General features: G+C 66.9%; 9 protein-coding genes. All 9 read left to right on the top strand.

What is annotated here, in order from left to right:
- Positions 1–130 precede the first annotated feature (130 nt).
- The 9 genes from FHR22_RS14660 to FHR22_RS14620 all read left to right on the top strand — a co-directional run bounded on the left by FHR22_RS14660 (position 131) and on the right by FHR22_RS14620 (position 12,924).
- Positions 131–889 (top strand): AraC family transcriptional regulator, encoded by a 759-nt coding sequence (locus tag FHR22_RS14660; protein WP_166944138.1) that lies wholly within the window; start codon positions 131–133, stop codon positions 887–889.
- Positions 890–1,043: 154 nt separating this feature from the next.
- Complete coding sequence (locus tag FHR22_RS14655) at positions 1,044–1,388, top strand: hypothetical protein (protein WP_166944136.1); 345 nt, start codon at positions 1,044–1,046, stop codon at positions 1,386–1,388.
- A gap of 56 nt (positions 1,389–1,444) precedes the next feature.
- On the top strand, positions 1,445–2,653 hold the full coding sequence (locus tag FHR22_RS14650; RefSeq protein ID WP_166944134.1) for a TolC family protein: 1,209 nt from the start codon (positions 1,445–1,447) through the stop codon (positions 2,651–2,653).
- A 10-nt stretch (positions 2,654–2,663) separates the two neighbouring features.
- Positions 2,664–3,833, top strand: coding sequence for an efflux RND transporter periplasmic adaptor subunit (locus tag FHR22_RS14645; RefSeq protein WP_208417724.1), 1,170 nt, complete (start codon positions 2,664–2,666; stop codon positions 3,831–3,833).
- 1 nt (position 3,834) lies between these two features.
- On the top strand, positions 3,835–7,116 hold the full coding sequence (locus FHR22_RS14640; protein ID WP_166944132.1) for an efflux RND transporter permease subunit: 3,282 nt from the start codon (positions 3,835–3,837) through the stop codon (positions 7,114–7,116).
- Between the two features lie 180 nt (positions 7,117–7,296).
- Positions 7,297–8,226 carry a cation diffusion facilitator family transporter gene (locus FHR22_RS14635; protein WP_166944130.1) on the top strand — a complete coding sequence of 310 codons (930 nt, stop codon included), beginning with the start codon at positions 7,297–7,299 and terminating at the stop codon, positions 8,224–8,226.
- Between the two features lie 313 nt (positions 8,227–8,539).
- On the top strand, positions 8,540–9,871 hold the full coding sequence (fahA, locus tag FHR22_RS14630) for a fumarylacetoacetase (protein WP_166944128.1): 1,332 nt from the start codon (positions 8,540–8,542) through the stop codon (positions 9,869–9,871).
- A 5-nt stretch (positions 9,872–9,876) separates the two neighbouring features.
- Positions 9,877–10,461, top strand: a complete 585-nt coding sequence (locus FHR22_RS14625; protein WP_166944125.1) for a methylated-DNA--[protein]-cysteine S-methyltransferase — start codon at positions 9,877–9,879, stop codon at positions 10,459–10,461.
- A 264-nt stretch (positions 10,462–10,725) separates the two neighbouring features.
- A complete protein-coding gene (locus tag FHR22_RS14620) occupies positions 10,726–12,924 on the top strand; it encodes a TonB-dependent receptor (protein ID WP_166944123.1) in 2,199 nt (732 codons plus the stop codon).
- Positions 12,925–13,160 lie beyond the last annotated feature (236 nt).

The raw sequence follows: 13,160 nt of genomic DNA, 5'->3' as shown, positions 1-13,160 counted from the left end.
GCAGCGCCGCAGCCTATCGAACAATCGGGCCAATCACCGCTGCATACAGGCCATTAGCCGCGGGGCGGGCTGGTCAGCGCCGGTTTTGGCCTATATTATCGCGTCAGCTATATTATGCGAGGATCGGGCCATGAAGCATAGCATCGACATCCTTTCGACCGCCCGGCCGGTCATCGCGCTGCAGGATGAATATCCCGCGGGCTTCGTCGACCCGATGCACAGCCACGACCATATCCAGATCCTCTATGCCTCGTCGGGGGTGATGTCGGTGCGCACGCCCGAACGCAGCTTCGTCATTCCGCCGCAGCGCGCGGTGTGGCTGCCCGCCGGGATGAGCCACGAGGTCGCGTGCCGCGGGCCGGTGTCGCTGCGCACCTTGTACCTGCCCGTGGGACGCGATGAGGAAAGCCGCGATTGCCGCGTCTTCGAAGTGTCCAACCTCGTCAAATCGCTGATCCTCGAGGTCGTCGACTTCCCGCTGCTCTATGACATCGACGGCCGCGAGGGGCGCATCATCGACCTGCTGCTCGCCGAAATCGCGCGCATGCCCAACGCACCCTATCAGGTGTCGATGCCCAGCGATCCCCGGCTGCTGCGCATCTGCAACGCGATCCTCGCCGATCCGTCCGATCCGCGCGATATCGACGAATGGGCCGATCTGGCGGCGATGGGCCGGCGCACCCTGACGCGCAGCTTCAAGCAGGAAACCGGGATGGGGCTGGCGGTCTGGCGGCAGCAGGTGCGCTTGATGGAAGCCCTGTCGATGCTCGCGGCGGGGGCGTCGATCACGCAGGTGACCTACGAGGTCGGTTACGACAGCCCCAGCGGCTTCGCCGCCATGTTCCGCCGCGCCTTCGGCGTCCCGCCGAGCCAGTATCTGAAGCCTTGACCCTCCACTGGCTTGACCCTGTAGCGGCTACAGGGTGCATAGGCTGTTCCGACTCGAGGCGAATCGAGAGGACAGGACTTTGGCCGACCAGCAACGCGCGGTTTTGCGTGCGATCAGATTGCAGCTCCACGGGGTTCGTGGTAGGCGCGGGGCCATGTCGGCCTTCCTCGCCCGCGTCCTGCTCACCGTCTCGCTGCTGTTCGGCAGCGTCGTGGTGCCGGCCATGGCGGGCGGCGAAGCGGCGCATTCGATGGAAATCATCGACGGCGATTGCGACGTGCCGACGGCGTCGGCCGAAGCCGGCGGGCAAGCGCCCGGCACGCCTGACAAGGCTCCGGCGCTCCACATCGACCACCATCATTGCTCGGCCTGCACCGAAGTGAGCGGCCGGCCGCAGTCCTCGGGCCTGTTCGCCGCGGGTAATTTCTTCTTCGGCGGACCCGCAACGATCCTCGCATCGCGCGCGACGGCGCCGCCCACCCAGCCTCCAGCCGCCTGATCACTGCTTCGCGCGGGCCTTTGCCTGCGTCGTCTTGCATTTGATCAGGAGTATTTATGCCGAAATCATTGGGCGCCCTGCTGTGTGCAGGGATGCTGGTCCTGTCGGGCCAGCCGGCGTTCGCCGAACCCGTTTCGCTGTCCGCCGCGCTGGCGCGCGGACAGGATGTGTCGCCGCGGCTCGCCGCGGCCCGCGCCGAACTGAAAGCCGCCGAAGGCCGCGCCATCCAGGCGGGCGTACGGCCGAACCCCACCCTGTCCGCCGAGGTCGAGAATTTCAGCGGCACCGGACCCTATCAAAGGTTCGGCCAGACCGAGACCACGGTCGCGGTGTCGCAGCCGTTCGAACTCGGCGGCAAACGGCGCGCGCGCAAGCAAGTCGCCGCCGCCGAGCGGGAGTTCGCGGCACTCGCGCTGCGCCAGGCCGAGGCCGATCTCACCTATGACATCACCACCGCCTATGCCGAGCTGCGCGCCGCCGCCGATCGCGCCGAACTCGCCCGGAGCGTCGAGCGGCGCGCGGTCGATCTGGTGCGTATCGCCCAGACGCTGGTCGACGTCGGGCGCGATCCGCCGCTGACCGGGCTGCGCGCCGACGCGCTGCTCGCCGAGGCGAGGGCGGAAAATCTGCGCGTCGCCGCGGAGCTGTTGTCGGCGCGGCAGCGCCTCGCGCTGCTGATCGGCAGCGAGGATTCCGAGCTTTCGGCCGGGTCGCGCGACCTGCCGGTGCCGCCAGCCGTCCCCGCCGCTGCGCCAAGCCTGGGCGAACGCCTCGCCGCCGCCGAACGCGATGCCGCCGCGGCGCGCGTCGGGCTGGCGCAGGCGGAGGCGGTGCCCGACATCACCGCGTCGGGCGGGGTGCGCAACTTTCGCGAAAGCCGCGACACCGCGTTCATCGTCGGCGTCTCGATCCCGTTGCCGCTGTTCGACCGCAATCGCGGCAATATCGCCGCCGCGCGCGCGGGCGGCGAAGCGGCCGCGGCGCGGCTGGCGCAGACGCGGCTCGACACCCGCTTCGCCCGGCGTGACGCCGAGCTGTCGCTGGCGGCGGCGAACGAACGCGTGTCGGCGCTGTCGGGGGCGGGGCTGTTCCAGGCCAGCGAAGCCGCGCGGCTCGCCGAAACCGGGTATCAGCAGGGCAAGTTCACCCTCGTCGAACTGATCGACGCCCAGGCGGCGCTGACCGGCGCCCATCTCAAACTCATCGAAGCCGAACTCGACCGCGCCCGCGCCCTTGCCGCGCTGGGCCGCGCGACGGCGCAATAGGAACAACATCATGCAAATCCTTGAAAAGAAAAATCATCTGATGATCGCAGCCGCGATCGGAGCGCTGGCCGTCGGCGCCGCCGGTATCTGGATCGGCACATCGCTGTCGAGGACCCCCGCTGCCGCGCCCGCGTCCGCGCCCGCCGCCGAAGAGGAGGGTCATGCCCCCGGCCAGATCCTGATCGACACCGCGCGCGCCAGCGCCGCCGGCATCGTCACCGAACGCGTCGAGGCCGGCGGCCTCGGTTCCGAAATCCTGGCGCAGGGCGTGGTCGCGGCGACCCCCGAAGGCGAAGCGGTGCTCACCGCGCGCGCCGACGGCGCGATCGTCCGCATCGACCGCCGCCTCGGCGATGCGGTGCGCGCCGGCGACGCGGTGGCGGTGATCGAAAGCCGCGACGCCGCCGCCATCGCCGCCGAACGCAGCAGCGCGGCGGCGCGGCTGGCGCTCGCCCGTTCGGTCCATGCGCGCGAGAGGAAGCTGTTCGATGCCCGCATCACCGCCCGGCAGGACCTCGAGGCGGCCGCTTCGGCCCTCGCCGAAGCCGAGGCCGAGGCACGCCGCGCCCAGTCCGCCGCGTCGGCCGCCAAGCTGTCGGGCGATGGCCGCACGCTTGCGGTCACCAGCCTGATTTCGGGGCGGATAACGAAATCGGATGCGAAGCTCGGCGCCTATGTGCTTGCCGGAACCGAATTATTTCGCGTATCGGATCCGGGTCGCATCCAGGTCAACGCATCGGTGCTCGCCGCCGATGCGCGGCGAATACGCCCGGGCGATACCGCCGTCGTCGAATTGCCGGGGGGCGAAACCGCGAGCGCCACCGTGCGATCGGCTACCCCCGGCCTCGATCCCGAAAGCAAGACCGCGACGATCGTCCTCGTCCCCGACGGCGCCGGCGGCCTGACCCCGGGACAGGGGCTGCGCGTCCGCATCAAGCCGAAGCAGGCGCCCGGCGCGACGCTGATCGCCCTGCCCGAAGAGGCAGTGCAGACGGTCGAGGGGCGCGAGGTCGTGTTCGTCAAGACCGCAAAGGGGTTTCAGAGCGCGCCGGTGGTCACTGGAAAACGCGGCGGCGGGCGGATCGAGATCGTCGACGGCGTGACGCCGGGCGCGGTCATCGCGACCCGCGGCGCTTTCCTGCTCAAGGCCGAAATCGGCAAGGGCGAGGCGGAGCATTGAGATGATCGAAAAACTCCTCGATGCGTCGATACGCTTTCGCTGGGCCGTCGTGCTCCTCACCCTCATCGTCTCGGCCTACGGCCTGACGCAGCTTTTCAAGCTGCCGATCGACGCCGTTCCCGACATCACCAACAAACAGGTCCAGATCAACACCGTCGAGCCCGATTTGGGGCCGCTCGATATCGAACGCCTCGTGACCTTCCCGATCGAAACCGCGATGGCGGGGATTCCGGGGCTGCAAAGCTCGCGCTCGATCTCGCGCAACGGGTTCAGCCAGGTCACGGTGATCTTCGACGACCGTACCGACCTCTATTTCGCGCGCCAGCAGGTCGCCGAACGGCTGGCGCAGGCGAAGGGCAGCCTGCCCGGCGACGCCGAACCGCAAATGGGTCCGGTGTCGACCGGCCTCGGCGAGGTGCTGATGTACACCGTCGATTTCGCGCCGCCGCCCGCCAAGGATCGCGTCGCCGGAAAGCCCGGCTTTCAGCCCGATGGCACCTATCTCACCCCCACCGGCGAACTGCTGACCGACGATGTCGCGAAGCTCGGCTATCTGCGGACGGTGCAGGATTGGGTGATCCGCCCGCAAATGCGTTCGGTTGCGGGCGTCGCCGGGATCGATTCGATCGGCGGCTATGAAAAGCAGTTCGTCGTGTCGCCCGACGCGGTGAAACTGGCGAGCTACGGCATCAGCTTTTCCGAACTTGCCGCGGCGCTCGAACGCGCCAACATCTCGGTCGGCGCCAATTTCGTCGAGCGCGGCGGCGAGGCATTTCTGGTGCGCGCCGACGGCCGCATCCGCACGCTCGACGAGATAGCGCGCGCGACGGTTGCGAGCCGCGGCGGGGTTCCGGTGATGGTTCGCGACGTCGCGACGGTGCGGATCGGCGGGGCGCTGCGCACCGGATCGGCGTCGGAAAACGGCAAGGAACTGGTCGTCGGCACCGTGCTGATGCTCGCGGGCGGCAACAGCCGCCTCGTCGCGTCCGCCGCCGCCGAACGGCTCGACGCCGTCGCGAAGTCGATGCCGCCGGGCATCGCGGTCAAGCCGGTGCTCGACCGGTCAGAACTCGTCGACGCGACGATCGGCACGGTCGAGAAGAATCTGGCCGAGGGGGCGTTGCTGGTCGCCGCCATATTATTCTGGCTGCTCGGTAATTTCCGCGCCGCTGTCATCGCGACATTGGTCATCCCGATCTCGTTCCTGGTCATGGGGACGGGGATGAACATCACCGGCACCTCGGGCAATCTGATGAGCCTCGGCGCGCTCGATTTCGGGCTGATCGTCGACGGATCGATCATCATCATCGAAAACTGCCTGCGGCGCCTCGCCGACCGCCAGCATCACGAAGGCCGGCTGCTGTCGCTGAACGAACGGCTGCACGAGGTGTTCGAGGCGTCGCGCGAGATGATCCGGCCGACGATCTATGGCCAGGCGATCATTTTCCTCGTCTTCGTGCCTTTGCTCACCTTCACCGGGGTCGAGGGCAAGACCTTCTCGCCGATGGCGATCACGGTGCTGCTCGCGCTCGCGGGGGCGTTCGTCGCTTCGCTGACCTTCGTCCCGGCGATGGTCGCGTTGCTCCTGCGCGGCAAGGTCGCCGAAAAGGAAGTGCGCGCGATCGGCTGGGTGAAGACGCGCTACCAGCCCGTGCTCAAACGCGTCATCGCGCGTCCCTGGCCGTGGATCGGTGCCGGTGGCGGCACCTTCGCCGCCGCCATATTGGCGTTCGGGATGCTCGGCAGCGAGTTCATCCCGGTGCTGGGCGAGGGCAATCTGGCGATGCAGGCGCTCCGTATCCCCTCGACCTCGCTCGCCAAGTCGCAGGCGATGCAGCTTCAGGTCGAAAAGGCCGTGTCGTCGCTGCCCGAAGTCGCCTTCATCTATTCGAAGACGGGCACGGCGGAAGTCGCGAGCGACCCGATGCCGCCCAATGCGTCCGATACCTTCATCATCCTGAAGCCGCGCGGCGACTGGCCGGCCGGGGTGCGCACCAAGGACGATGTGATCGCGCGCGTCGAAAAAAGGCTGGAACCCCTGGTCGGCAACGCGTTCGAAATCAGCCAGCCGATCCAGCTCCGCTTCAACGAGCTGATCGCCGGGGTGCGCGGCGACATCGCGATCAAGCTGTACGGCGACGATCTCGATGAAATGGGCCGCGCCGCCGGGCAAGTGGCGGCGATCCTGAACGGCGTTCCGGGCGCCGCCGACGTCAAGGTCGAACAGACGGCGGGTTTCCCGGTGCTCGATGTCCGGTTCGACCGCGATGCCATCGCGCGCTACGGGCTGACGTTGCAGGACGTCAGCGACACGGTCGCCGCCGCGCTCGGCGGGCGCGAGGCGGGAATCGTGTTCGAAGGCGACCGGCGCTACGACATCGTCGTCCGCCTCGATCGCGCGACGCGCGACGATCTCGACGCGGTGGCGGCGCTGCCGGTGCTGCTGCCCGGCGAGGGCGGGGCACGGGCGTCGGTGCCGCTTGGCGAGCTTGCGAAGTTCGGCTTCTCTGAAGGATTGAACCAGGTCAGCCGCGAAAACGGCAAGCGCCGCGTCGTCGTGCAGGCGAACGTCCGCGGCAACGACCTCGGCTCCTTCGTCGCCGAGGCGCAGGAAAAGGTGAACGCCGGGGTCAAGCTGCCGACGGGCAGTTTCATCATATGGGGCGGGCAGTTCGAAAATCTGCAGGCCGCATCGGCGCGGCTGTCGATCGTCATCCCAATCATCTTCGCCGCGATCTTCGGCATCCTGTTCATGGCGCTGGGCGGGGTGCGACAGGCGATCGCGGTCTATTCGGCGATCCCGCTCGCGCTCGCGGGCGGGGTCTTCGCGCTGCTGCTCACCGGGCTGCCCTTTTCGGTGTCGGCGGCGGTGGGCTTCATCGTGCTGTCGGGCGTGACCGTGCTCAACGGGCTGGTCGTGATGTCGAGCATCAACCAGCGCATCGACGAAGGAAAGCCCATCGATAAGGCGATCGGCGAGGGGGTCATGGAACGGGTACGCGCGGTGCTGATGACCGGCATCGTCCCCGCGATCGGCTTCGTCCCGATGGCGCTCGCCACCGGGACCGGGGCCGAGGTCCAGAACCCGCTGGCGATCGTCGTCATCGGCGGCCTGATCACCTCGACCCTGCTGACCTTGTTCGTCCTGCCCGCGATCAGTCACCTGCTGCTGCGCGGGCGGGCGGGGCAGCATGTCGCGGGCGAATATGACGATGTCACCGCGCTCGGCGAGCGGGTCTTCATCGGCGGCGGCGGGAAGCCCGGTGGGGGAGGCGAGGGGTGAACCATGATCGCCGCTCTATATCCGGTCCCCCGATATCCTGTTCCCCGGCGAAAGCCGGGGTCCAGATTAAGCATGCGACGGTTCATGGACCCCGGCTTTCGCCGGGGAACACCCATTTGCCGACCGGAACCGACAATGCTTCCATCGATTTGGAGATAGGACGATGAACGGAGACGACAGATGACGGCAGGTCATGATCACGCCCATGGCGCCGGAGGCGGCCATGCCGGCCATAATCACGGCGCGGGGGCGAGCAGCAAGCGGCTGGCGGTCGCGCTGGCGCTGACGACGACCTTTCTGGTCGCCGAAATCGCCGGCGCCTTCCTGTTCGACAGTCTCGCCCTGCTGTCCGACGCGGCGCATATGTTCACCGACTCCGCCGCGCTCGCTATCGCGCTCGCGGCGGTGCGGATCGGCCAGCGCGCACCCGACGACAAACGCACTTTCGGTTACCGGCGCTTCGAAATCCTCGCCGCTGCCTTCAACGCCATCCTGCTGTTCGTCGTCGCGGGCTATGTGCTGGTCGAGGGGATCGGGCGCTTTTTCGACCCGCGCCCGGTGGAATCGGTCGGCATGCTCGTCGTCGCGGCGCTTGGCCTTGTCATCAACCTGATTTCGATGCGCATCCTCGCCGGCGGCAAGGACAGCAGCCTCAACGTCAAGGGCGCCTATCTGGAGGTCTGGGCCGACATGCTCGGCTCGCTCGGCGTGATCGGCGCCGCGATCGCCATCTACCTGACCGGCGCGTTCTGGATCGACCCGATCGTCGCGATCGCGATCGGCCTCTGGGTGCTGCCGCGCACTTGGATCCTGCTGCGCGACACGACGAACATCCTCCTCCAGGGCGTTCCCCGCGGCTTCGACCTCGCCGCCATCCGCTCGGCGATGCTGGAGGTCGAGGGCGTGCGCGGCGTCCATGATCTCCATCTCTGGTCGATGGCCGGCGACGACGCCAGCCTGACCGCGCATGTCGTGGTCGGGGAGGGGAGCGATATGGAAGCAGCGCGCTGGGCGGCGCTCGCCATGCTGGAGGATCGCTTCGCGATCCGCCATGCGACGATCCAGACCGAGGCGGAGCCGTGCGCCGATGACGGCGCACGGCATGACTGAGCGGGACATGGCTTGGCGCGTTCGCCAAGGGGGGGGCAGGAAGTGGCCGATAGCTGCCGTTCTTCTCCCCTCCCTTTTAGGGAGGGGCCGGGGGTGGGTAGCCGCCGAAGGCGGCGCTCTGCCTCTGGCTCGCTACGCTCGCTACCCACCCCTAACCCCCTCCCTAAAAGGGAGGGGAATGTCTCAAATCCACCCCAAAGCCGCCATCCGGCCATCTTTCCGCAACGCAAGCCACCCCGGATATAGTATCATTTGACACCAGTTTCGCGGCCCCCCTATATGGTTTCAATTGAAACTATCTAGGGGGGCTTTCATGGATTCCACCGCAACATCACCGGCCATCGACGAAACCCATGCGCCCGGCCGGACAAGCTGGGTTGCGGGGGCCAGCAACCATGGCGACTTTCCGGTCCAGAACCTGCCGCTCGGCATTTTCTCGCCGCCCGGCGGCACCCCGCGCCCCGGCACCGCGATCGGCGATCACATTCTCGACCTCGCGATGCTGGCCGACCTGTTGCCGCCCGATGTCGGGCCGGCGCTGGCGCAAACCACGCTGAACAGCCTCTTCGCCCTGCCGCGCGCGGCGCGTCTGGCGCTCCGCCGGCGGCTGTCGTCGCTGCTGTCCGACGACCGGCATCGCGGCGCGGTCGAACCGGCACTGCGCCGCGCCGATGCTTGCGAACTCCATCTCCCCGCGGCGATCGGCGACTATAGTGATTTCTATGTCGGCATTCATCATGCGACCAATGTCGGCACCCTGTTCCGCCCCGACAATCCGCTGCTCCCCAATTACAAGCATGTCCCGATCGGCTACCATGGCCGTGCCTCGTCGGTCCGCCCGTCGGGGGTGCCGGTGGTGCGCCCGAACGGCCAGCGCAAGGCGCCCGATGCGGCCGAACCGGCTTTCGGTCCGTCGCAGCGCATCGATTACGAGCTCGAACTCGGAGTGTGGATCGGCCCGGGCAATGCGCTCGGCACGCCGATCCCGATCGCGTCGGCCGCCGATCACATCGCCGGTTTCTGCCTGCTCAACGACTGGTCGGCGCGCGATTTCCAGGCGTGGGAATATCAGCCGCTCGGTCCGTTCCTGGCCAAGAATTTCCAGACGACGATCTCGCCCTGGGTGGTGACGGCCGAGGCGCTGGCGCCCTTCCGCCGCGCGCAGCCCGCGCGGCCCGCGGGCGACCCGCGGCCCTTGCCCTACCTCTGGGACGAGGCCGACCAGCAGGCGGGGGCGCTCGATCTCGAACTCGAGGTGTCGTTGCTGACCGGAAAGATGCGCGCCGCCGGGGCGCCGCCGCACCGGCTGAGCTGCGGCCCGGCGTCGAACATGTACTGGACGGTCGCGCAGATCGTCGCGCATCACGCGTCCGGGGGGTGCAACCTCAGTCCCGGCGACCTGCTCGGCACCGGAACGATCTCCGCCCCCGATCGCGAAGGGTTCGGCAGTCTGCTCGAAATCACCCGCGGCGGCAGCGATCCTGTCACCTTGCCCAACGGCGAAATCCGCCGCTTCGTCGAGGATGGCGACGAGGTGCTGCTGTCGGCCCGCGCGCGCCGGGACGGCCATGTCGCGATCGGCTTTGGCGCCTGCCGCGCGATGCTGCTGCCGGCGTTGCATTTCGGCGCCGCCGGCCAAATATAGGTGCCATGGTACAGCGGACCGATTATCATCTGTTCGAAACCGCGGCGGGCACCGTCGCGATCGGCTGGAACGCCGCCGGCATTTCCAGCCTGCGGCTGCCCGCGGCAAGCGCGAACGAGGCCGAGCGCGCGCTGCTCCGCCGCTTCCCCGACGCCGTCCGCTCCGCCCCGTCGCCGCCGGTCGCCGCGGTGGTCGATGCGGTCGTGCGCTATTTTGCCGGCGAGCAGGTCGATTTCAGCGCGGTCCCCGTCGACATGGGGGCGCAGGATCCGTTTTTCGAGCGCGTCTATGCCTTTGTCCGCGCGCTCGGCTGGGGCGAGACGGCGACCTATGGGGCGGTTGCCAAGGCGCTGGGCGCCGGTCCCGAATATGCCCGCGACGTCGGGCAGGCGATGGCGAGCAACCCGGTGCCGCTAATCGTGCCCTGCCATCGCGTCACCGCCGCCGGCGGCCGGATCGGCGGCTTTTCGGCGCCCGGCGGGTCGATGTCGAAAGCGCATATGCTCGAACTCGAGGGCGTCGCCGTCGTGCCGCCTGCAAAAAAGCCTGCCGCATCCGACAGCAAGGCGCAGGCCGCCTTCGACTTCTGACCCCGCCGAATCGCTTCCCCCCGCGCCCCTTTACCGGGGGTGTCACGCCGCGCGCCGGGGATATCGCCGGTTCATTGCGGCGTTAATGAGCAAGATTTCCAAACCAAAAATCATGCATGATCCAAAAAATATCGTTACTTTTCAAGTCATTTAGATCCAATGCAAACTTATTAATTCTTATATGAATGAATATTGACAAACCTCCGCTTTGCGCGCACTTCACGGGGCGAGAACGCCGCAGAACGTTCGCAATGGGAGAAGATCATGATGAGCAAATTCTTGCTGTCGGTGTCCGCCGTCGCCCTGCTGGGCAGCGCCCCGGCCTTCGCACAAGCCACCACCGCCCCCGCCGACGAAGCGCGTGCCGATACGTCCGGCGGCGAAGGCGAGATCGTCGTCACCGCCGAACGCCGCACGACCAACCTGCAACGCGCCAGCGTCGCCGCCACCGTCCTCACCGCCGAGGATCTGGTGCACAAGAGCGTCAACAATGTCGAAGGGCTGCAATTCGCGACGCCCTCGCTGACCGTCAACACGACGGGGCAGGGCAATGCCTTCAACATCCGCGGCATCGGCAAGACCGAACAGACGAGCGCGATCGGCGTCGGCGTCATCACCTATCGCGACGGCGTCGCGACCTTGCCCGGCTATTTCCAGAGCGAACCCTATTATGACATCGCCAGCGTCGAGGTGCTGCGCGGGCCGCAGGGCACCTTCGCGGGCGGCAATGCGACCGGCGGCGCGGTGTTCATCACCCAGCAGAACCCGACCTTCGACCGGGTCGGCGGCTATCTGCTCGCCCAATATGGCAATTATGACCATATGAAGCTGCAGGGCGCGCTCAACATCCCGAGCGGCGACACGCTCGCGATCCGCTTCGCCGGCAATATGGAGCGCCGCGACACCTTCTACGACGTGTCGGGTCCGTGGACGGGCAACCCCGGCAACCGCCGCGACTATAGCGGACGGATCAGCATCGCGTGGGAGCCGACCCCCGAATTGCGCATCCTGCTGAAGGGCGATTACAACAATATCGAATATGGCGGCCTGCCCGCCGGCAACGCGCTCGAAACCGGCGACCCGCTCAAGATCGCGAACAACGCACATCTCAGCGGCCGCGACGAATTCGGCCGTATCGTGCTCAACGCGCAGTATAAGTTCGCCAGCGGGCTGACGCTCCGTTCGATCAGCGGCTTCCAGCGCGGCACGACGCAGATTTCCTATGACGCCGACGGCACCGCGACGATCCTGCCGGCACTGTCGTTCCGCGACAATATCACCGAGGAAATCTGGAGCCAGGAATTCAACATCATTTCGCCCGACACCGGTCCCTTCACCTGGATGCTCGGCGGCTATTATCAGCACGACAAGATCACCATTCCCGAAAACGGCGGCTATTATTCGGACGCGACGCCGAACACGCCGACCGCGCTCGATATCGAGATCGTCGGTACCAATCCTAAGACCGCGCTCGCGGCCTTCGGCCAGGTCGGCTACGAACTGACCGACGGGCTGCAGATCACCGTCGGCGGGCGCTGGTCGCGCTCGACTTCAGCCAATGATGCCGAGGCGCGCGCCTATTTTACCGGCATCCCGGGTCCCATCCTGACGCTGCCGCAGGTCGACCGGACGGTGAACAAGAAGGTCAACGGCAAGATCGCGATCAACTGGACGGTCAACCCGGACCACTTCCTCTACGCCTTCGTCGCGACGGGCAGCAAGGCGGGCGGGCTCAACGGTCCGAACATCCTCGGACGCACGCCGCTGGCCTTCGACGCGGAGGACGTCACCGATTTCGAGGCGGGCTGGAAGGGGACGTTCGCCGACGGCCATATCCGCACCCAGATTGGCGGCTATTACAACATCTACAAGAATTTCCAGGTCAACATCGTCGACCCGCGCATCACGTCGATCAGTTCGATCTACAACGTGCCCGGCAAGACCAAACTCTACGGCATCGAGGCGTCGATGCAGGGCAGTTTCGACGCTTTCTCGTTCGATTTCGCGACGTCGGTTTCGGACTCGAAATTGGGCACATTTTACGCGATCGATCCGCGCATCCCGGTGGTACAGCCAACCCCGGCCTGCGACGTGGCTGGTCCCGCCAATGGGCGCTGTCTCGAACTGACCGGAAACGAACAGAATTATGCACCGAAATTCACCCTGAGTGCCGGTGCGCAATATAAGATTCCGCTCGGCAGCGAAGCGACGCTGACGCCGCGCGTCGACTTTGCCCATATCGCCGCGACCTGGGCCAGCCTGTTTCAGAACCGGGCGCTCGGCGACCGGCTGGAGGACCGCAACATCCTCAACGCGCAACTGACATTGACAACCGGCGACTGGTCGATCGCGGCCTATGGCACCAACCTGACCAACCAGCATTATGTCGCCGCGATCAACGGCGCCCGCCGCCTTGCGGGGGCGCCGCGCCAATATGGCCTGCGCGTCAGCCGCAATTTCTGATCCTCCCTCGCGGGCATGGCCAGTCCCGCCATGCCCGCATCTTTTTGGCGATGATGGTGATGGAAAAGGAAGAATGCTGGTGTGGGGGTGGACGCTGCTCCCTGCAGTTTCGTCATCCCGGACTTGATCCGGGATCCACTGCGGCGCTGAAGTCGTGGACCCCGGATCAAGTCCGGGGTGACGATGAAAGAGAAGCTCGAACCACGAACATGCCCCAAACCTTCGCAAACACATAA

Origin of the sequence: Sphingopyxis panaciterrae, from assembly GCF_011762125.1 — a bacterium.
Lineage (GTDB): Bacteria > Pseudomonadota > Alphaproteobacteria > Sphingomonadales > Sphingomonadaceae > Sphingopyxis > Sphingopyxis panaciterrae.
The sequence above is the reverse complement of the archived record's forward strand: the minus strand, read 5'-3'. Positions and strand labels throughout refer to the sequence as shown.

What these genes read in the sequence shown, in the direction of transcription:
- FHR22_RS14660 (WP_166944138.1), top strand. Translation starts at nt 131, where the DNA reads ATGAAGCATAGCATCGACATCCTTTCGACCGCCCGGCCGGTCATCGCG.
- FHR22_RS14655 (WP_166944136.1), top strand. Translation starts at nt 1,044, where the DNA reads ATGTCGGCCTTCCTCGCCCGCGTCCTGCTCACCGTCTCGCTGCTGTTC.
- FHR22_RS14650 (WP_166944134.1), top strand. Translation starts at nt 1,445, where the DNA reads ATGCCGAAATCATTGGGCGCCCTGCTGTGTGCAGGGATGCTGGTCCTG.
- FHR22_RS14645 (WP_208417724.1), top strand. Translation starts at nt 2,664, where the DNA reads ATGCAAATCCTTGAAAAGAAAAATCATCTGATGATCGCAGCCGCGATC.
- FHR22_RS14640 (WP_166944132.1), top strand. Translation starts at nt 3,835, where the DNA reads ATGATCGAAAAACTCCTCGATGCGTCGATACGCTTTCGCTGGGCCGTC.
- FHR22_RS14635 (WP_166944130.1), top strand. Translation starts at nt 7,297, where the DNA reads ATGACGGCAGGTCATGATCACGCCCATGGCGCCGGAGGCGGCCATGCC.
- fahA (WP_166944128.1), top strand. Translation starts at nt 8,540, where the DNA reads ATGGATTCCACCGCAACATCACCGGCCATCGACGAAACCCATGCGCCC.
- FHR22_RS14625 (WP_166944125.1), top strand. Translation starts at nt 9,877, where the DNA reads ATGGTACAGCGGACCGATTATCATCTGTTCGAAACCGCGGCGGGCACC.
- FHR22_RS14620 (WP_166944123.1), top strand. Translation starts at nt 10,726, where the DNA reads ATGATGAGCAAATTCTTGCTGTCGGTGTCCGCCGTCGCCCTGCTGGGC.